Source organism: Vibrio sp. 10N.261.55.C5, from assembly GCF_041470505.1.
Classification (GTDB): domain Bacteria; phylum Pseudomonadota; class Gammaproteobacteria; order Enterobacterales; family Vibrionaceae; genus Vibrio; species Vibrio crassostreae_C.
Map to the genome: position 1 here is coordinate 157432 of NZ_JBFRMS010000016.1, position 20575 is coordinate 178006.

Below are 20575 nucleotides of genomic sequence, written 5' to 3' on the forward strand. Positions count from 1 at the left end.
ATGTTGAATAATACCAAAGACGCCACCAAGCCGATGAGCTTATTGTCACTGATTCTCTCTTTCTTAGCGTTATTTGTGATCTCAGGCTTATTGTTCGTACCGATCGATAAAGAATCGAAACAAGTCCTTATCGGCCTCGATTTTATAATCTGTAGTGTTTTTCTTTTTCAGCTCACAATTGATCTATTTAGATCACAAAACAAAAAAGAATTTCTAAAAGTACACTGGATCGATTTCTTAGCAAGTATCCCAATGATCGAGCCTCTTCGTTTCGCCCGTATTTTTCAAATTCTGCGAGTCATCTTAGTTCTGCGTTCAAGTAAACGTATTTTCAGAGAGTTATTTCGTAATAGGAAAGAGACCACTTTCGCTTCCATCATTCTGCTTTTGGTTATCTTACTGACTATCGGTGCTGGCACGATCCTGCTATTGGAACACAAAGATCCGAACGCCAACATCACTACAGGTCATGATGCTTTATGGTGGGCGTTTGTGACCATCAGTACTGTGGGTTATGGCGACCATTACCCAGTGACAACTTCCGGTCAGTTAGTGGCTTCAATGGTGATCATCTGTGGTGTCGGTGTGTTTGGTATGATTTCAGGCTTGATTACTTCTTTGATCACCTCCCCAACTCATCATGAGAATCAACGAGCGGAAAACAAAGAGAAACACCTTGAGAAGATCATCGAGCAGCAACAGAAAATCTTAGAGCGACTCGAAAAACTTGAGCAACAAACAAAAAAATAGGGCCGGAGCCCTATTTTCAAATTCATACTTCTATTGATACAGGTATCGAGTTTAGTCTTGCCAGTATGGCTCAACCTCAACACTGATTTGGCGTGTCTGTTCCATCGCATGCAGAATGGACACTTCTTGACGAGCTAACCAACGCTCTAGCTGAAGCTTCTCATCGCCTTCCAGCTTCTCAGTCAAAGGCTCTAATGTTTTAAGTGCCAGCAAGTCATCAATGCCTTGCACCATATCGGCCCATGGCAAGCGGAAGCTGTTTCGTTCATCGTCATCATACAAACTCGCGAAACCAACGCCAGAATACAGATTACGCATCAAACGGTATTGCTGATCAATATACGCTTGGCTAGTCATCACTCGCTCTGGCGGGAAAGCTTCCATCAAATCGGCCCATGTGCGATCGAGTTGCTGCACGGAAAACCATTCGATACCACGAGCCATTTGCTCACGTGCTTTTTCATCTAAGAAAGGTTGCCAGCCACGAGACAAGATCCAACGGCTCAGATCTAATAATAACCCAGTGTATCGAGCAGAACTCAGCAAGGTAAGCAGATCTTCACGATCTGGCAGTTGCTCTTGCATCTCTTTAAGCTCAGCGACTAAGAACTTACGCGCATCGAGTTTACGTAGTACATGGCCTTTATCTTCCAGCAAGTCTTCGAAGTGATCATAGCTTTTCAGCCAGTCGAGCTCTTGCTCAAGCCACTTCAACTCTTGACGTAAAATCGCACTTGCTCGTCTAGGGACAATGCCGCCATAGATAGTGAAAGTTTGGCGAATAAAACTCAGCGAGTGACTGATCTCATGCAAAGCTTCAATCGATTGACGCTCTGTGAAAATCTGCTCGTGATAATGCCAATGAGCGAGAGCATGCTCTAAAGATTGAATAAAACACGATTCAACGGTATCACTTTTGTCAGTATCAACTAAGGTCAAAGGAGTAACTTCATCTCCTTGATAACCTTGAGCAAGACGGTAACCCTTAGCTGCTTTACTTAGGTTACCCAAACGCATGCCACCTTGTTCGCAGAATTGGCGAGACAATGTAAATAGCGCATCCGTTTGACCGGATTTAAGTTCCAATTCGACTTCGCAAATCGGTTCTTGCAGGTCGCCTGATTCAACAAAGCCTTGATCGAATGCGACCTCGACTTGGCTACCATCAGGCATACCAATCAACCACTGCTCACGCGTGAAGTTGGTAGAGAACAGAGGAGTCAGCTCAGCTTGCAACGTTTCGATGTCTTTACCTGTTGGCCAGATATCCTCTGGGTGCAGGGCTAGCTTAGGTTCGTTGCTGTCGTGTTCTGCATTGTATTCAGGCCTTTGATGCAGGCCAGCAACCACACGACCAGCAGTCTTTACGGTTTGTACAAATACGTCATCAAAGCGTCGAATGCGTAAGCCTGTATCGTGCTTACGTAGCCAGTTGTCAGCGGTGTCAAAGTAGATGTTACCTAGCTCACGACAACTGTGCTGAAGTACTTTAGTTTCAGCAATTTTATTGCGTAAAGTCTCTGAAAATTCAGGAGAAACAAAAAACTTCAGTTCTATCTCGGTTTCCATAGTTATACCTTTCTGTGAAGATAGGGACAGGATATTGCCAATTTGAAAAGTCGGCAAGTCAGAAATATCGCCCTTATGATGATCTAAAACAGTTTTAATGAGAGATTGATTAGGTTAACATGCGCGACTTTGTAGCCATCGCTTAACATTTCACCATGAATATGGTGTATGTTGTTTTAAGGTTATTATTTATTAGGTTGGATGACCATGCCAGTAAATACAATTATGGGGTTATTTGCAAAGTCCCCAATTAAACCTTTGCAGCGTCACGTAGTATGCGTGAACGAATGTTGTTCTCACCTAGTTAATTTCTTTGAAGTTTCTTCAAAAGGTGACTGGGAAAAAGCATCAGAAATTCGAGCTCAAATTTCTCACCTTGAGAAAGAAGCTGACGTACTAAAACGTGAAATTCGCCTTAAACTTCCTCGTGGTTTGTTTATGCCAGTTGATCGCACCGATATGTTGGAGCTATTAACGCAACAAGACAAACTCGCAAACCTAGCGAAAGACATTGCTGGCCGTGTATATGGTCGTCAACTTGTCATTCCTGCTCCTATGCAAGAAAACTTCATCGCTTACGTTAAACGTTGTCTAGATGCAGCGAACCAAGCACAAAACGTAATCAATGAATTAGACGAATTACTTGAGACTGGCTTTAAAGGCCGTGAAGTAACACTCGTTGCCGAAATGATTCATCAATTAGATGTAATTGAAGATGACACGGATGCGATGCAGATCGAACTACGCCAACAACTAATGGCAATTGAAGGCGATCTGAATCCAGTTGATATCATGTTCTTATACAAAATTCTTGAATGGGTTGGTGGTATTGCAGATCAAGCACAGCGTGTAGGCGCTCGTCTTGAAGTAATGCTTTCTCGATCTTAAATCATACGTTAACCATATAACAAAGAGCATTTTTTGAACAAACCACTTATGCGCTGAGTATTCCTCTCGCTGAGCGGTTTTTTGCGTCTAAATTTGTTCCGCTTGTTATCAAACAACTAGGTATTACGATGGATATCCTTGCTAACTACGGCACTGTCCTGATTATTGTTGCAGCAGCTTTCGGTTTCTTGATGGCTATTGGTATTGGTGCAAATGACGTTGCGAACGCAATGGGCACCTCAGTAGGCTCTAAAGCTTTAACCGTTAAACAAGCGATCATTATCGCAATGATCTTTGAATTCGCAGGTGCTTACCTTGCGGGCGGCGAAGTAACAGACACGATCCGTAAAGGTGTTATCGAAACGTCTCTATTCGCTCATCAACCAGATGTACTTGTGTACGGCATGATGTCAGCACTTCTTGCTGCTGGTACATGGCTACTTCTCGCTTCTTACATGGGCTGGCCGGTTTCTACGACTCACTCAATCATCGGTGCAATCATCGGTTTTGCGTGTATTTCTGTAGGGACTGAAGCTGTAGACTGGAACAGTGTTCAAGGTATTGTGGGTAGTTGGATTATCACACCCGTTATTTCCGGCTTCTTCGCTTACGTCATATTTGTAAGTGCTCAACGACTGATTTTTGATACAGAGAACCCGCTATTTAACGCGAAACGCTTTGTACCGGTATACATGTTCATTACAACAATGGTAATTGCACTTGTAACCATCAAGAAAGGCCTTAAGCACGTTGGTCTTCACCTAAGCAACACTGAAGCATGGGTTTGGGCTGCTGGCGTTTCTGCGCTTGTAATGATCGGCGGTTACCTATACATCCAGAAGAAATTCGCTAACCGCGAAGAAGACCACGGCTTTGCAGGTGTTGAAGGCATCTTCTCTGTACTCATGGTTATCACAGCTTGTGCGATGGCATTTGCACACGGTTCAAACGACGTTGCGAACGCGATTGGTCCACTGTCTGCTGTTGTATCAACCGTTGAGCACATGGGTGAAATCACAGGTAAGAGTACTATCGCATGGTGGATTCTTCCTCTAGGTGGATTCGGTATCGTTGTTGGTCTTGCAACAATGGGTCATAAAGTAATGGCAACCGTTGGTACTGGTATTACAGAACTAACACCAAGCCGTGGCTTTGCTGCACAACTTGCAACTGCATGTACGGTTGTACTAGCTTCAGGTACTGGCCTTCCAATCTCTACTACACAAACACTCGTTGGTGCTGTTTTAGGTGTTGGTTTTGCTCGTGGTATCGCAGCACTAAACTTAGGCGTTGTACGTAATATCGTGGCTTCTTGGATTGTGACACTACCTGCAGGTGCTCTACTTGCTGTTGTGTTCTTCTACGGAATTCAAGCTGCGTTTACTATGTAATCGCGACTGCGTTAGTGAATACTAGCGTCAGAACAGTGTGAGCTTCAGTAACGATATGTAAATGCCATGTCATTATTGACTCAAACGCACAGAAAGGGAGGCTTTGCCTCCCTTCTTTGTTGCACCGCATAAAGAAACTAAATATTATTTGCTGATTGAGGCTGACTCATACGCCTACCCAATTTGAATCGTTAAGGGATTTACTGTGAAAAAACTGATTAGCTTAGTTTTGTTCGCAATGCTTGCGGCTCCAGCTGCCTTTGCACAAGACCGTTATATTGCTGACAAACTATTTACTTATATGCATTCTGGCCCAAACAACACATTCCGTATCATCGGTAGTGTTGATGCTGGTGAAAAGATTACATTCCTACAAACTAACAAGAGTACGGGTTACACCCAAATTCAAGACAACCGTGGCCGTAAAGGTTGGGTTGAAAGCAAGTTTGTAAGCACTCAAGAAAGCATGGCACTGCGTATGCCTAAGCTAGAGAAAGAGCTGACGGAAGTTAAAGGCAAGCTAGCGAATGCTCGTCAGAGTGCTGACAGCGAAAAAGCTGGCCTAGCAAGCTCTCTAGATTCTCGTAACAAGCAGATTGCTGAACTAGAACAGAACTACAGTGAAATTAGCCAACAGCTAACGAGTTCTCAAACAGAGAACCGTGAACTGCGCGCTAAGCTAGACACTCAAAAAGACGACCTACTATTGAAGTACTTCATGTACGGTGGTGGTGTTGCGGGTATTGGTCTACTTCTAGGCCTTGTTCTGCCACACATCATGCCTCGTCGCAGAAAATCACCAAACGGTTGGGCGTAGACTTAACGCTTGTATCAGGTACAGTAAATTCAGTATCGAATATCAAAAAGGAGCACCGAGGTGCTCCTTTTTATTTGTCTGTTATCTAAATACGTATAGAAATCGCTAACCTTTCCACTCGTACAGAGCCGGGATTTCTATCTTCTGTTGATTGAACTCTATGATCACTGATTGTGGCTTAATCTCCAGCAATTGAATGTCTTGTCCAATCCAATCTCCTTGCGCCACTTCTTGACCGTTCACTTTTACCCAACGCTTGGTTTCGCTGCTCGAGTACATATGGGTTTGTAGGTCTAACTTAGGAAGGACGCCTGATAAGCTATTGGTGTGCGTTTCCAACTCAATGACCTGAGAACCCCTTTGCCCTGAGGGTCTAGAATCCATCGGCTCAGGAGCGCTTTGTTGCTCCCCCATAATGGATTCAAGCTTCAATGCCAAATCAGGTGGCAACTCACTGAGGTCTAGCCCTTGCAGCAGATCACTGTCCGATTGTAAGTCACTATTTGATTGCTGATCAGTGCTTGATTGCAGAGCAGTCGTTTCATCACTCGCGCCTGGCTGAACGGATGACGATTCAGAACTGGCTGTCATTTGAGTGTTGTTATCAGCATTAGCGAAGATCACTGCTGAGCCACCAGCGGTGTTTGCACGATTAGCGCCAGAATCAATCTGTGCATACATCTCTTGGCGTGGCAATGCTTTCAACGGTTGGCTCGCCGGTGCAGGGCGAACGGTGAACAAGGCATCTTCTTCCTCAGACACGGCATCCATGCTTGCTATATCAGCATCCGCAATTTCAGGCTCAATGTCTGATTCAGTTTTAAATTCTGGCAGAGCGACATTGGCAGCTTGGTTCACGGCTTCTTGTTGTTGGATATACGATTGATAAGCCAAGACGCCACCCACCAACAAAGAAGGAACCAAGATTAAGAGTAGCCCCATAGCTAACGATGAACCTCGCTTGTTGCTCATCCCTTTTGCAGAATTAGGAACATGATGATTCTGGTAGCCTTTGAAGCTTGGTTTGCTAAGAGAGTGCTGATTAATAGAAGATGGCTTGTGAGACGGCTGTTTAAGTTCGTGCATAATACGTGACATTAGCTTTCGCCCCCTTCTAGTGACATCAGCTTAGGCGAATCGAGTTGAGCTAATCTCTGCAATCTTGCTAAGGTGCGCTTACCTGCAATGCCATCAACAGACATACCTTGCCACGTTTGAAATGCTTCGATTTTCATTTTTAACTCATAATCAAATACATCATTACCGGAAACAACCTCTCCTAATACTTCAGAAAGCAGTAGATCAAGCAAAGCAACCGCTTCACCTTGATAGCCCTCTTTAAGGGTCTCTCGCAGCGGCTGCTTCCAAATAGCGACGTAATCGCCTTGCCAGATTTGCTCTAAGGATTGCTTCGGCATCACCAACAGCTTTTCATTAACCAGCAACTCGACAGAATCCTTAGACACGCCATACAGCACAGCAAACACTGGTTTTTGGTCTATGTCGAGATTAAGTACCACAGGAACACCAAGTTCTAACAAGGTATCCAAACTGGCCTGCTGCTGCTCACACACAAAAACACTTTGTGGCTCACTTAAGCACAATCCATCACGCAGTGAAGATTGATATCCCCACATCGTATACAAGTCTTTGATAGCGAGAGAACGATTGGTCCCCTGCATCAAATGTTGTTGAATGTGTTGTGGCAATTCAAACTTGGCAGGTTTTGGCTCAGCAACCAACTTAGGAACATCTGATACCAAAGAACGCTGAGTACGTGCTAACACTTCCGTCTTTGCTTCATTTGATGCATCCGTAGGCAACCAAGCATTGATATAGCTTGGAGCGAAGTTAAAGGTCGCTATTGCAAGACCAACGCTTAACGTCGCAATCCCTGCGTATTGGAATAACTTAGGCGCGACACGAGAAGTTAGAGCTTTCTCGACGTGATACACATCGGCCTGAAAGGACATAACCTGCTGACACGCTCGGTTAACCGTTTCATTGCTCGGTAGCTGCTCACCGTCATGAAAAGCCAACTGCAGTGCTTTATCACACACCAAGTTAATGAGCCTTGGAATACCATGCGTATATTGAGCAATCAGCTTGATAGAACGGTTCGAAAACAACATCTGCTCGCCACCCGCCGTCTCCAAACGAAACGCGATGTACTTGCCCGTTTCTTCGGTATTAAGAGGCAGTAAGTGATAACGACCAGTAATGCGCTGTGCTAGCTGACGTAGCTGCGTGGTTTGTAAGTGCTGTTGTAATTCCGGCTGGCCGACCAACAGTACTTTTAACAGCTTACGATTGTCGGTTTCCAAGTTTGTTAGAAGGCGTAACTGCTCCAACACATCGGCAGCGAGGTGTTGGGCTTCATCGATCACCAATAGGGTTTGAATGCCTTCGGCATGGCTATCAAGTAGAAAATAATGAATAGCCTGACTGAGCTGTTTCAACGATGCTTGTTCTGGGTACTCGACCTCAAACTCATCGCAGATAGCTTCTAGTAAATCCGTATTTGAAAACGTAGGGTTAAGTATAAGGCCAGCCTGAGTATGACTATCCAATGAAGACAACATCGCCTTAGCGACCGTTGTTTTCCCTGTACCAACCTCACCAGTAAGCATCGCAAAGCCCCCACCCTCGCCTAAACCGGCTTGTAGGTTCTGCATCGCTTCTTGATGGCGCTGACTCAAAAACAAGTAGCGAGAATTTGGTACAATCGAAAATGGCATCTCAACGAAGCCAAAATATTCCTTATACATGTGCTGCCCTATAATTACGATTAATGGAAAGTACCATTGCTTGCAGTAAAGTCCAGCAGTGATAAAACATTTCGAGGTGATAAGTTGCAAATTTACGATAGCCTACCAAAAGACAACGGGCTACAACGCTATCTAGTCGGTGGAGCAGTGCGCGATAAGCTGCTCAATATTGATAGTTATGATAGAGATTGGGTCGTGGTAGGGAGTACCCCTCAAGAGATGGAAAACCTTGGCTTTACTGCTGTGGGAAAAGATTTCCCGGTATTCTTGCACCCAAAAACCAAAGAAGAGCACGCACTGGCTCGCACTGAGAGAAAATCAGGCTCTGGTTACACAGGCTTCGAATGTTACTTCGCGCCAGACGTGAGTTTGGAAGAAGACCTGATGCGTCGAGATCTGACCATCAACGCTATAGCTCAAGATGATAAAGGCCAACTTCACGATCCTTATCATGGCCAGAAAGATCTCTCGGATCGTATCTTAAGACACGTTTCAGACGCTTTTGTTGAAGACCCTCTTCGTGTACTGCGTGTGGCTCGCTTCGCCGCCAAGCTTCACCATCTTAACTTCACGGTTGCACCTGAAACCATGGATATGATGAGTGAGATCGTCCAATCTGGTGAGCTGGCACACCTTACTGCAGAGCGAGTTTGGCAAGAGTGGCATAAGTCTCTTAGTACACCGCACCCTGAAGTGTTCCTCTCTGTATTGAAAGAGTGTGGTGCATTGGCAGTCGTATTACCTGAGATTGACGCTCTATTTGGCGTCCCTCAACCTGAAAAATGGCACCCTGAAATCGACACGGGTATTCACACTCTGATGGTTGCTCAGCAAGCCGCACTATTAAGCCCATCGCTACCGGTACGCTTTGCAGCTCAAGTGCATGACTTAGGTAAAGGCGTCACACCACAAGCTGAATGGCCAAGCCATAAAATGCACTGCCACACAGGTGTTAAGATAATCAAGAAACTGTGTGAGCGAGTGAGAGTGCCCAATGAGTTCAGAGACCTTGCGTTGTTAGTGTGCGAGCAACATTCTAATATCCACCGCGCAGGCGAGCTCAAACCAACCACCTTTCTCAAGGTTCTCAACAAGTTCGATGTTTGGCGTAAGCCAGATAGGCTCGACGATATACTACTTTGCTGCCAGGCCGACCACGCAGGCCGAAAAGGATTAGAAGATCAGCCTTATCCTCAAAAAGCGCGCTTTGAAGTCGCCTACCAAGCGGCGCTTCAAGTCGAAGTAAAAGCGATCATTACCGATGGTTTTAAAGGCAAAGATATTCGAGAAGAACAAGAGAAACGCAGAGCCATCGCAATTGAAAACGCCCTATCAGAACTCGCTAGCAGTTAATCGTCGCCGCTCTACCTAGAACGTATAAAAAGCCCGCAGTTAAGCGGGCCTTTTGTTTCAATTCTTACAGCGAGACCGTTGCCTCTGTCTGTTACTGCATCATTAAGAAAGCAAACAGACCACAACCTAGAATCAGGCGGTAGATAACGAACGGTGTCATGCCCATACGAGAGATAAGCTTCAAGAAGAAGTGGATACAGATGTAAGCACTGATGAAAGACACCGCAACGCCCGTTAGCAAAGTGCCAACATGGATTGGATCACCGCTTGTCACCAACTTAAGACCTAAATAACCACCAGCCAGAGTGATGATTGGGATAGACATCAAGAAAGAGAATCGAGCCGCCGCTTCACGTGTGAAACCAAGGTAAAGCGCCGCGGTAATGGTTGCGCCAGAACGAGACGTGCCCGGAATGATCGCCATTGCTTGAGCAAGACCAATAAACAGCGCCTTTTTCCAACCCGCTTGGTATTCGTCATCGCGCAGGCTTGAGTTCTTGTCCACCCACCATAGCAATAGACCAAAGATAATCGTTGTCGTCGCGATCACCCACGCACTGCGTAAGTAAAGCTCAACAATATCTTTCATCAACAAGCCAAAGATACACGCAGGAATCGTCGCGAGAATGATCATCCACGCTAACTTCGCTTCTTTACTACGATCACCTTTAAACACTGAACCAAAGAATGCGCTCAACAGAGAGACCACTTCTTTACGGAAATAGATAACAACAGCTGCCAAAGTACCAACGTGGACAGCGACATCAAAAGCCAAACCTTGATCTTCCCAGCCTAAAACAGCTGAAGGAAGGATTAGGTGTGCAGAACTGGAAATAGGTAAAAACTCTGTAAAGCCTTGCACCAACGCCAATATAAACGCTTCAAAATAACTCATTACTTACCTTAAAAATTATAGTTTTATATCTACGACAGAGAGCGAGTCTAATTGCTGCATCTTCTGCCATATTTCACTGACGGTTCTTCCGTCTTGCGGGATCACTCGCGCAGGACAAAGATCATAAAGCGGCTGTGTTACAAAAGGATATTTGTAGATATCACTGCGTGGTAATTCTGGTTCACACTCAGAAACCTCCTCTCCAAACAGCACAATATCAAGATCGAGTTTTCGATCTTGTAGTTTGTGCGCATCTTGAGAGCGACCCCATTTAAACTCAATTTTACGCAGCTGCTGTGAAAATTCAGTCAATGAGAGTGACGTGTCGAGCTCTATCACAAAGTTATAAAACGGATGGCTATTAAAACCCACGGGCTCACAGTGATAGATTTTAGAGCATTTAAGGTTAGTCCCTAACGATTGAAGCTCTGTCCATGCCACCCTTGCATGCTTGTCGCGGTCTATGTTCGTGCCAACACCAACATAGGCTACTGTCATGCTTGACCTCGTTCGATGATCACACCAACGGCTTTTGCTTGTGGCACTGCGCCAGGTTTAGCCAATCGGATTTTAATCCACGGCACAGAGAACTGAGTCATAATAAGCTCTGCGACTTCTTCAGCAACACGTTCTACGAGTAGAAAACGGCCATTTGCAATGTGCTCAAGTACTGCAGTGCTCACTTTCGAATAATCCAAAGCATCAACCACATCATCACTCTTGCCTGCTGGGCGGTTGTCATGAGCCATTTCAATATCAAGCACAAGTTTTTGTTTAATCTCTTGTTCCCAATCGTAAACACCGATCGTTGTAATTACTTCTAGCTGTTCAATGAAAACTTTATCCAGTGCCATGACTTGTCCTTTTAGAGGTCGGATACCCATATGGGGGAAAAAAACGTATTATTTGCGTAATTCGAGATATGATATCAATTACTCTTGGATTGAGCATTATTTTCCCATCGTTAGGCGTATAACCGTTAAAGGACAGACATGACCCCATTGGCACTTATCATGATCATTGCTGCCTACTTACTAGGTTCAATCTCTAGTGCGGTCTTGATATGCCGAGTTTTGAGGCTCCCAGATCCTCGAACAGTAGGTTCTAACAACCCAGGAGCAACCAATGTCCTGCGTGTTGGCGGTAAAGGCGCAGCAGCTGCCGTCCTTTTGTGTGACATGCTGAAAGGCACTATCCCTGTCTGGCTTGGCTACTACCTCAAGATCGACCCAATCATTCTTGGGGTTGTGGCAATTGCGGCGTGTCTTGGCCATATGTATCCGATCTTCTTCCACTTCAAAGGTGGTAAAGGCGTGGCAACCGCACTTGGCGCTATCGCCCCAATAGGATTCGATCTAACCGGAATGATCATGGCGACTTGGTTAGTGGTCGCGTTTTTGTTTCGTTACTCTTCTTTAGCGGCACTGGTTACTGTGCTACTTGCCCCTTTCTACGCTTGGTTAGTCAAACCTCAATACACATTGCCAGTAGCCATGCTGTGCTGTTTGATCGTGTTACGTCACCACCAGAATATCCGCCGCCTACTCGATGGCAGCGAACCAAAACTCGGACAAAAAAAATCGGCTTAAACTGTCACGTCTAAGCCGAACCATAATATTCAGTATTTAAAGCTTATAGCAGATGTTTATCTAAAAACGTCTTCAGCATTGTGTTCACAAACTCTGGTTGCTCTAACGAGCTAATATGACCTGCGCCAGGAATCACCACTAATTCACTGCCCGTAATGCAATCGTGCATTAGGTATGACTCAAGTACCGGACGTGGTTTATCTTCTTGTCCTACAGCAATCAAAACAGGCAGAGCAAAGTTCTCTACCGATTCAATCATATCGCGACGTCCAAACACCATTCGACCAATTCGTGCCACTTCTTCAGCGTTGTCGCCCTCAAGAGCTGATAACTGCTGAGTAAAACCTTCAACTAAAGCTGGCGTGTTGGTTTGCGTATCATTAGCGAAGAACAGTGGAACAACCGCTTCAACAATTGGCTGAGGAACCGTCTTGGTTTGAGTGATGGTATCTAACATGCTGAAGTACTTTGCGTGAGCAACTTCTGGTTCTAAACCCACAAAAGTATCCATTAGAACCAAAGACTTAATACGTGCAGGTGCAAGTTCCGCTAACTCAGTCCCCCACATACCGCCAACCGATAAGCCAACCACTGAGAATTCTTCGATCTCTAAATGATCAAGCAGAGCCAAAACGTGCTGAGCGTAATCTTTCAAGTTACGCATCGAAGCGGGTGCAGCTTGAGACTCACCGTGAGACCAAAGCTCTGGAACAATACAGCGATACTGAGTTTTTAATGCTTCGATCTGCGGCTTCCACATTGCACTATCCCAAAGGTAGCTGTGGCCGAGTACAACAACAGGGCCTTGACCTTCATCTAGGTACGCCATCGATTGATTGTCTACTGTGAACTTGTTCATTTTCTTCCCTAATCTCTATCAGCAATTATTTATCGACATACGGTCGGTAAGCTAGGATATAAAAACGGCCGCACAAGGCGACCGTTTATCGAAACACTATAGTCAATTACGCAATTGGCTCTAGCTGGTCAATAGGCCAACGCGGTGTGGCATGAACAGACAAATCAGCCGTTTCGCCATTCTTCAGGCGCTGCATGCCCGCATAAGCGATCATCGCACCATTATCTGTACAGAACTCAGTGCGTGGGTAGTACACCTCACCACCGACTTTCTTAGCAAGCGCCTCAAGCTCAACGCGCAGTTGTTTGTTGGCACTTACACCGCCGGCAATCACTATACGTTTCATGCCCGTTTCAACCAAGGCTCGCTTACACTTGATTACTAAGGTTGCACAAACAGCTTCTTGGAATGCATAAGCGATATCAGCGCGAGTTTGGTCATCATTATCGTTATCGCGAATGGTATTCGCTGCGAACGTCTTCAAACCAGAAAAGCTCATATCTAGACCCGGACGATCGGTCATTGGACGCGGGAACTTAAAACGACCCGGAGTGCCTTTTTCCGCCAAACGAGATAACAGTGGACCACCAGGGTAATCTAAGCCCATCAGTTTCGCGGTTTTATCAAACGCTTCACCCGCTGCATCATCAATCGATTCACCAAGGATTCGGTATTCACCAATACCTTTCACTTCTACCATCATGGTATGGCCGCCAGAAACCAGCAGAGCCACAAATGGGAATGGTGGTGGGTTATCTTCTAGCATTGGCGCAAGAAGGTGACCTTCCATATGGTGAACAGGCACTGCAGGCACTCCCCACGCATAAGCAATACTGCGACCAATCGTTGCACCAACCAGCAGTGCACCCACTAAACCAGGGCCAGCCGTGTAAGCCACACCATCAATGTCTTTCGACGTTAGGTTCGCTTCAGCTAATGCCGCTTTAATAAGAGGAATTGTTTTTTTCACGTGGTCACGTGAAGCTAGCTCAGGTACCACACCACCGTAATCGGCGTGCAGCTTTACTTGGCTATATAATTGATGAGAAAGCAGCCCTTGCTCATCATCATAAATCGCGATTCCTGTTTCATCACAAGAGGTTTCAATACCAATAATGCGCATAATTTTCTCGGCACGCTTTCGTCTAAAATGGGAAATTAGCGCAATATTACCCTGCCTAAGCTCTTCAAACAAATATTGTACAGACTATAATCGACAAAGTGCTTTACAAAGCCACTGTGATCGGATTAAAATTCCGCACCATTTTTGATCAAGCTGGTTAATGGCCAAACGCGAATAGAGAGTTAGCTCGATGGGTAACTTCTCTGATTTGGTACTGAGTAGCCAGCGATAATGAATAACCCCTGAGGTGAAAGGCATATGCCAATAGTTAAAGTACGTGAAAACGAACCGTTCGACGTTGCACTACGTCGTTTCAAGCGCTCTTGTGAAAAAGCAGGTATCCTTTCTGAAGTTCGCCGTCGCGAGCACTACGAAAAGCCAACTACAGTTCGCAAACGCGCTAAAGCAGCAGCTCAAAAGCGTCACGCTAAGAAGCTAGCTCGCGAAAACGCACGTCGCGTTCGCCTGTACTAATAACTTAATCCATAAGGACTGAGTTATGGCTCTTATTGAACAACTCAAAGAAGAGCAAAAATTAGCGATGAAAGCCAAGGACAAACCGCGCCTTGGCACTATCCGCTTAGCTCTTTCAGCAATTAAGCAACGTGAAGTTGACGAACGGATCACTCTGAACGACGACGACATTCTTGCTGTATTAGTTAAAATGGTTAAGCAACGTCGCGATTCTGTTGCTCAATATGAATCAGCAAATCGTCAAGATCTTGCTGACGTGGAAAAAGCAGAAATTACGGTACTTGAAGGCTTTATGCCTCAACCGCTAAGTGATGAAGAAGTTATTGCACTACTTGATAGCGCAATCGCCGAAGCTCAACCTGCGGGCATGCAAGACATGGGTAAAGTAATGGCTATCTTGAAACCACAAATTCAAGGGCGTGCAGATATGGGTAAAGTTAGTGGTTTAGTTCGTTCTAAACTCGCTTAATCCCAAATCAAATTGCAACAAGCCGTGCAATCCTTCGGAACGCACGGCTTGTTTGTATCTGTAACCTATTCAAACTATTATTATCCACACTCTCAGTTAGTGCATTTTTCTAAGGTTTTATGGCAGGACACATCCCGCGTAGTTTCATTGATGATCTCCTAGCGCGTCTCGACATTGTCGACATTGTGGACGCACGCGTGAAACTTAAGAAAAAAGGCAAAAACTATGGTGCTTGTTGCCCATTCCACAACGAAAAGACCCCTTCTTTTAGCGTAAGCCAAGAAAAACAGTTTTATCACTGCTTTGGTTGTGGCGTACACGGTAATGCTATCGACTTCATTATGGAGTTCGAACGCCTCGATTTTGTTGAAGCTATTGAAGAGCTAGCCTCTTTCTTAGGCCTCGACGTTCCTAGAGAACAGCGCAGCGGCGAGATATCAACAGCACCAAGAGCCAACAGCGAACAAAAACGTAACCTCTACGATTTGATGGGCGGCATCAGTAATTTTTACCGCTCTCAACTGAAAATATCAGCCAACAAACCTGCGATTGATTACCTAAAGAATCGTGGCCTTTCGGGCGAGATCGTCCAGAAGTTTGGCATTGGTTATGTGGCCGATGAGTGGGACTTAGTTCGTAAGAACTTTGGCCAACAGAAAGAAGCCCAAGACATGCTCGTAACTGGCGGCATGTTAATTGAGAACGATAAAGGTAAACGATACGACCGATTCCGTGGACGCGTAATGTTCCCAATTCGTGATCGTCGTGGCCGTGTGATTGGTTTTGGTGGTCGTGTATTAGAAGACGGCACACCAAAATACCTCAACTCACCAGAAACGCCTATCTTCCATAAAGGTAAAGAGCTTTACGGCCTTTATGAAGTGCTGCAAGCCTACCGTGAACCGCCGCAAATACTTGTGGTTGAAGGTTACATGGATGTCGTGGCACTCGCGCAATATGGTGTCGATTACTCAGTAGCATCACTGGGCACCTCGACAACCGGCGACCATGTTCAAATGTTGTTCCGTCAAACCAGCACTGTGGTTTGTTGTTACGATGGTGACCGAGCAGGTAAAGAGGCCGCATGGCGCGCACTAGAAAACGCACTTGAGTACCTGAAAACCGGTAACACGCTTAAGTTTCTGTTCTTGCCCGACGGTGAAGACCCAGACAGCTATATTAGAGAGCATGGCAAAGCCGCTTTTGAACAACTGGTCCACAATGCGACGCCGCTTTCGACCTATTTGTTCGATAACCTGATTGAAATACACAAGTTAAACTTGGGAACAACCGAAGGAAAATCGGCACTGCGTGCACACGCCAGCGCCTTGATTAACAAAATCCCTGACAGTTACTTCCAAGAATTACTCGAAAAACTGCTCGATGAGCGAACTGGATTTGATAATCAATTGCGACGTGCGCGTGTTCATACACAGAACCCGACACCTCAACCGCATAAAGAGCTGAAACGCACTCCAATGCGTGAAGTTATCGCTTTGCTTATCCAAAATCCGAGCTATGCTGATATGGTACCGGATTTATCAAGTGTCAAAGGCTTACAGCTGCCTGGACTAAGTTTATTCGTCGAAGTACTTGATAAATGCCACGAGCATCCCCATATCAACACAGGCCAATTATTAGAGCATTGGCGACACAATAAACATGAGGCTCTTCTGTCTCGTCTCGCGAGCTGGGAAATCCCCCTCGACGAAGACAATCAAGAAGACATATTTTTAGACTCATTGGACAACATACTTGCCCAGTGCGTTGAAAAACAAATTGAAAACCTGCAGGCCAAAGCAAGAAGCGTCGGTTTATCAGCCGAAGAAAAAAGGGAGCTACTAGCTTTAATGCTAGATCTAAAAGCGTAACCCTGTTTGATTAGTCAGCATTTAATAAATTTGTTAACATAATTGGTTTGCATTTGAGAATGCAACGTCCTTCACCAGACCTGAAGTTGGATATCATCTATGGATCAAAATCCGCAGTCACAGCTTAAATTACTTGTTATTAAAGGCAAGGAACAAGGCTATCTGACCTACGCCGAAGTAAACGACCACCTACCTGCAGAAATCGTGGATTCTGAACAGGTAGAAGACATCATTCAAATGATCAACGACATGGGTATCAAGGTAGTTGAAACTGCACCTGATGCTGATGATCTAGCACTTAATGATGACGATGCCAATATAGATGAAGATGCAGCCGAAGCTGCAGCTGCTGCGCTTTCAAGCGTAGAAAGCGAGATTGGCCGTACTACTGACCCAGTTCGTATGTACATGCGTGAAATGGGTACGGTTGAACTACTGACTCGTGAAGGCGAAATCGACATTGCGAAACGTATTGAAGATGGTATCAATACAGTTCAACTATCGGTTGCTGAGTACCCAGGCACTATTCCATACATCTTGGAACAGTTTGACCGCGTACAAGCAGAAGAGATTCGCTTAACAGACCTAATCAATGGCTTTGTTGACCCTGACGACGATGGCACAGCTGCGCCAACGGCGACTCACATCGGTTCAGAACTTGCTGAAACTGATCTGGAAGACGAAGACAAAGAAGACGCTGAAGACGACGAGGAAGAGGAAGAAGAAGATACAGGTATCGATCCTGAGCTTGCTCTTGAGAAGTTCACAGCGCTTCGTACTAGCTACCAGAACCGTCAGCTAGCGATCAACGAGTACGGCCATGAAAGCCCGAAAGCAACGCTTGCAACGACAATGATGCAAGACGTATTCAAAGAGTTCCGTCTAACACCAAAACAGTTTGATTACCTAGTAAACGAACTGCGTAACTCTATGGATCGCGTACGTACTCAAGAACGCCTAATCATGCGTCAAACGGTTGAGTACGGCAAAATGCCGAAGAAATCTTTCATTGCTCTATTTACTGGTAACGAATCTAGCGAAGCATGGTTGGATGAAGTTCTTGCTTCAGACAAGCCATACGCAGAAAAGATCAAACGTAACGAGCACGACATCCGTCGCTCTATCCAAAAACTGGATATGATCGAACGTGAAACGTCTCTTACTGTTCAAAGCATCAAAGATATCAGCCGTCGTATGTCTATCGGTGAAGCGAAAGCTCGTCGTGCGAAGAAAGAGATGGTTGAAGCGAACTTACGTCTAGTAATCTCGATTGCTAAGAAGTACACAAACCGTGGTCTACAATTCCTGGATCTAATCCAAGAAGGTAACATCGGTCTGATGAAAGCGGTAGATAAGTTTGAATACCGTCGTGGTTATAAGTTCTCTACTTACGCTACTTGGTGGATCCGTCAAGCAATCACTCGTTCGATTGCCGACCAAGCTCGTACTATCCGTATTCCGGTTCACATGATCGAAACGATCAACAAACTAAACCGTATCTCTCGTCAAATGCTACAAGAGATGGGTCGTGAACCACTTCCGGAAGAGCTAGCTGAACGCATGCAAATGCCTGAAGACAAGATCCGTAAAGTACTGAAAATCGCTAAAGAGCCAATCTCAATGGAGACACCAATCGGTGACGACGAAGATTCGCACCTAGGTGATTTCATCGAAGATACAACGCTAGAACTACCTCTAGACTCTGCAACGGCAACCAGCCTACGCGGTGCAACTAAAGACGTTCTTGCAGGCCTAACACCTCGTGAAGCTAAAGTACTGCGTATGCGTTTCGGTATCGACATGAACACTGACCACACTCTTGAAGAGGTTGGTAAACAGTTCGACGTAACTCGTGAACGTATCCGTCAGATCGAAGCAAAAGCACTGCGTAAACTTCGTCACCCAAGCCGCTCAGAAACTCTGCGTAGCTTCCTAGACGAGTAATCACACACTTTAGTGCGGTTAGCTTTTAAGCATAAATAAGAAAAGGTGAGCGTTGGCTCACCTTTTTTTTATCCGTGTGATTTAAGTGGCTAAGATGTAAGCGGAATTGCCCCTTATAGTGTCTAGACACCACTGAATGCTTCCCCTATAATCTATGCCCTACGGCCCCTTAGCTCAGTGGTTAGAGCGCACGACTCATAATCGTTCGGTCCCCAGTTCAAATCTGGGAGGGGCCACCAAATTAGAAAAGCCAGAACAGTTCACGCTGCTCTGGCTTTTTGCTTTTCTGATTCAGTACCAATCACACCCTGCACTTCCGAACCAAAAACGAATCGTCCCGCACACAATTCCAATTGCCTCTCTGTGACTAAACATACTTTTCTTTTATAAAAAAATCGGCAATATGAGTGTACACAAATCATTCAATAGTTCAGGGAAGAAACATGAAAGACGAAACACTCTCGATTCACTTCGGCTACGAAACTGATCCAACAACCAAATCGGTTGCCACACCTATTTACCAAACCGTCGCTTACGAATTCGATGACGCACAACATGGCGCCGACCTGTTTAACCTTGCGGTGCCAGGTAATATCTACACACGGATAATGAATCCAACCAATGATGTGTTAGAAAAACGCATGGCAGCCTTAGAAGGGGGGATTGCAGGCTTAGTGGTAAGTGCGGGCAGTGCTGCGATCAACTACGCGATTCAGACGTTGGCGCAAATCGGTGACAACATTGTCTCAACGCCTCAGCTTTACGGTGGTACTTACACCCTATTTGCTCACATGTTGCCAAACCAAGGAATTGAAGTTCGTTTTGCTAAAGACGACAAACCAGAAAGCTTAGCGGCACTGATCGATGAAAAAACCAAGGCGGTTTACTGTGAAAGTATTGGTAACCCTGCTGGTAATATCATCGACTTAGAACGTGTTGCAGAACTTGCCCACGCACAAGGAGTGCCTGTGATTGTTGATAACACAGTCGCGACGCCTGTGCTGTGTAAACCTATCGATTTTGGTGCTGACATCGTGGTGCACTCACTAACCAAATACGTGGGTGGTCACGGTACAACGTTAGGTGGCGTGATTGTCGATTCAGGAAAATTCCCATGGGCAGAGCACAAAGAGCGCTTCCCTGTTTTTAATCAGCCAGAGCCTTCTTATCATGGCGTGGTTTATACCGAGGCATTTGGTGAGGCTGCGTTTATTGGTCGAGCTAGAACGGTTCCCCTACGTAATACAGGTGCAGCACTGTCGCCAATGAATGCTTTCATGTTGATGCAAGGCTTGGAGACATTGTCGTTACGTATGGAGCGACACACAGAGAATGCCTTGAAAGTGGCAGAATACCTCAGCCAACACGAAAAAGTCAGTTGGGTAAGCTACGCTGGTCTGCCTAGCTCAGAATTCTACCCGCTTGCTGAAAAATACATGCAGGGTAAGCCATCGGCTATTCTATCTTTTGGTTTAAAAGACGGTTATGAAGCCGGTGTTCGCTTCTATGATGCACTGCAAATCTTCAAGCGCTTAGTTAACATTGGCGATGCGAAATCTCTCGCTTGTCACCCAGCTTCGACGACACACCGTCAACTAAGCGAAGCTGAACAGAAACAAGCCGGTGTATCACCGGAGATGATTCGCCTATCAGTAGGTATCGAGCACATTGACGATATCTTGGCTGACCTAGAGCAAGCACTGAGCGCTTAATGACGCTACAGCTAGCTCTAACACTGATCGTTAACTAACAGACATAAAAAAGCCCATCACAGGATGGGCTTCTTATTATCTATTGTCGGAGGACAATATAGTT

At 45.5% G+C, this 20575-nt stretch carries 19 protein-coding genes and 1 tRNA gene; 12 read left to right on the top strand and 8 right to left on the bottom strand.

What is annotated here, in order from left to right:
• Window positions 1-750 carry a potassium channel family protein gene (locus AB4263_RS08680; RefSeq protein WP_102321461.1) on the top strand — a complete coding sequence of 250 codons (750 nt, stop codon included), beginning with the start codon at window positions 1-3 and terminating at the stop codon, window positions 748-750.
• A gap of 51 nt (window positions 751-801) precedes the next feature.
• Here the strand turns inward: AB4263_RS08680 and AB4263_RS08685 are convergent, their stop codons facing one another.
• Window positions 802-2319: an inorganic triphosphatase gene (locus tag AB4263_RS08685; protein WP_102321462.1), complete on the bottom strand. Its 1518-nt coding sequence runs from the start codon at window positions 2317-2319 to the stop codon at window positions 802-804.
• 207 nt (window positions 2320-2526) lie between these two features.
• Between AB4263_RS08685 and AB4263_RS08690 the strand changes: the two genes are divergently transcribed.
• The 3 genes from AB4263_RS08690 to AB4263_RS08700 all read left to right on the top strand — a co-directional run bounded on the left by AB4263_RS08690 (window position 2527) and on the right by AB4263_RS08700 (window position 5415).
• A complete protein-coding gene (locus tag AB4263_RS08690; RefSeq protein ID WP_010434644.1) occupies window positions 2527-3207 on the top strand; it encodes a TIGR00153 family protein in 681 nt (226 codons plus the stop codon).
• A 128-nt stretch (window positions 3208-3335) separates the two neighbouring features.
• Window positions 3336-4598, top strand: a complete 1263-nt coding sequence (locus AB4263_RS08695; RefSeq protein WP_017061418.1) for an inorganic phosphate transporter — start codon at window positions 3336-3338, stop codon at window positions 4596-4598.
• A 205-nt stretch (window positions 4599-4803) separates the two neighbouring features.
• Window positions 4804-5415, top strand: a complete 612-nt coding sequence (locus AB4263_RS08700; RefSeq protein ID WP_017062917.1) for a TIGR04211 family SH3 domain-containing protein — start codon at window positions 4804-4806, stop codon at window positions 5413-5415.
• Window positions 5416-5520: 105 nt separating this feature from the next.
• Here the strand turns inward: AB4263_RS08700 and AB4263_RS08705 are convergent, their stop codons facing one another.
• Together AB4263_RS08705 and AB4263_RS08710 are read right to left on the bottom strand one after the other, a co-directional pair.
• Window positions 5521-6513, bottom strand: a complete 993-nt coding sequence (locus AB4263_RS08705; RefSeq protein WP_017061416.1) for a general secretion pathway protein GspB — start codon at window positions 6511-6513, stop codon at window positions 5521-5523.
• On the bottom strand, window positions 6513-8183 hold the full coding sequence (locus AB4263_RS08710) for an AAA family ATPase (protein ID WP_372098074.1): 1671 nt from the start codon (window positions 8181-8183) through the stop codon (window positions 6513-6515). Before AB4263_RS08710 ends, AB4263_RS08705 begins: the two co-directional genes overlap by 1 nt.
• A gap of 36 nt (window positions 8184-8219) precedes the next feature.
• Between AB4263_RS08710 and AB4263_RS08715 the strand changes: the two genes are divergently transcribed.
• Entirely contained in the window at window positions 8220-9536 is a 1317-nt protein-coding gene (locus tag AB4263_RS08715; protein WP_017062920.1) for a multifunctional CCA addition/repair protein, read from the top strand.
• 91 nt (window positions 9537-9627) lie between these two features.
• Here AB4263_RS08715 and AB4263_RS08720 read toward each other — a convergent pair whose 3' ends face one another.
• Genes AB4263_RS08720 through folB form a run of 3 tightly spaced genes read right to left on the bottom strand, consistent with a single transcriptional unit; the run spans window position 9628 to window position 11285 of the window.
• Window positions 9628-10431 (bottom strand): undecaprenyl-diphosphate phosphatase, encoded by an 804-nt coding sequence (locus AB4263_RS08720; RefSeq protein WP_010434624.1) that lies wholly within the window; start codon window positions 10429-10431, stop codon window positions 9628-9630.
• 15 nt (window positions 10432-10446) lie between these two features.
• Window positions 10447-10929 carry a 2-amino-4-hydroxy-6-hydroxymethyldihydropteridine diphosphokinase gene (folK, locus tag AB4263_RS08725; RefSeq protein WP_017062921.1) on the bottom strand — a complete coding sequence of 161 codons (483 nt, stop codon included), beginning with the start codon at window positions 10927-10929 and terminating at the stop codon, window positions 10447-10449.
• On the bottom strand, window positions 10926-11285 hold the full coding sequence (gene folB / locus AB4263_RS08730) for a dihydroneopterin aldolase (RefSeq protein WP_017061412.1): 360 nt from the start codon (window positions 11283-11285) through the stop codon (window positions 10926-10928). Before folB ends, folK begins: the two co-directional genes overlap by 4 nt.
• A gap of 138 nt (window positions 11286-11423) precedes the next feature.
• Between folB and plsY the strand changes: the two genes are divergently transcribed.
• Entirely contained in the window at window positions 11424-12020 is a 597-nt protein-coding gene (gene plsY / locus AB4263_RS08735) for a glycerol-3-phosphate 1-O-acyltransferase PlsY (RefSeq protein WP_009847793.1), read from the top strand.
• A 43-nt stretch (window positions 12021-12063) separates the two neighbouring features.
• Here the strand turns inward: plsY and AB4263_RS08740 are convergent, their stop codons facing one another.
• Together AB4263_RS08740 and tsaD are read right to left on the bottom strand one after the other, a co-directional pair.
• Window positions 12064-12879, bottom strand: coding sequence for an alpha/beta fold hydrolase (locus AB4263_RS08740; RefSeq protein ID WP_372098075.1), 816 nt, complete (start codon window positions 12877-12879; stop codon window positions 12064-12066).
• 106 nt (window positions 12880-12985) lie between these two features.
• A complete protein-coding gene (tsaD, locus tag AB4263_RS08745; protein WP_017061410.1) occupies window positions 12986-14002 on the bottom strand; it encodes a tRNA (adenosine(37)-N6)-threonylcarbamoyltransferase complex transferase subunit TsaD in 1017 nt (338 codons plus the stop codon).
• 258 nt (window positions 14003-14260) lie between these two features.
• Here tsaD and rpsU point away from each other — a divergent pair, with 258 nt between their 5' ends.
• From rpsU to AB4263_RS08775, 6 genes are all read left to right on the top strand, one after another.
• Window positions 14261-14476, top strand: coding sequence for a 30S ribosomal protein S21 (gene rpsU / locus AB4263_RS08750; protein WP_004396009.1), 216 nt, complete (start codon window positions 14261-14263; stop codon window positions 14474-14476).
• A gap of 25 nt (window positions 14477-14501) precedes the next feature.
• The gene (locus AB4263_RS08755; RefSeq protein WP_017061409.1) at window positions 14502-14945 is read left to right on the top strand and encodes a GatB/YqeY domain-containing protein; all 444 of its coding nucleotides are present in this window, start codon (window positions 14502-14504) and stop codon (window positions 14943-14945) included.
• Window positions 14946-15064: 119 nt separating this feature from the next.
• Entirely contained in the window at window positions 15065-16816 is a 1752-nt protein-coding gene (gene dnaG, locus AB4263_RS08760) for a DNA primase (RefSeq protein WP_372098076.1), read from the top strand.
• A gap of 99 nt (window positions 16817-16915) precedes the next feature.
• The gene (rpoD, locus tag AB4263_RS08765) at window positions 16916-18760 is read left to right on the top strand and encodes an RNA polymerase sigma factor RpoD (protein ID WP_017061407.1); all 1845 of its coding nucleotides are present in this window, start codon (window positions 16916-16918) and stop codon (window positions 18758-18760) included.
• 163 nt (window positions 18761-18923) lie between these two features.
• Window positions 18924-18999: transfer RNA gene (locus AB4263_RS08770), tRNA-Ile, on the top strand.
• Between the two features lie 204 nt (window positions 19000-19203).
• Complete coding sequence (locus tag AB4263_RS08775; RefSeq protein ID WP_048657999.1) at window positions 19204-20472, top strand: O-acetylhomoserine aminocarboxypropyltransferase/cysteine synthase family protein; 1269 nt, start codon at window positions 19204-19206, stop codon at window positions 20470-20472.
• The last annotated feature ends 103 nt before the right edge of the window (window positions 20473-20575 follow it).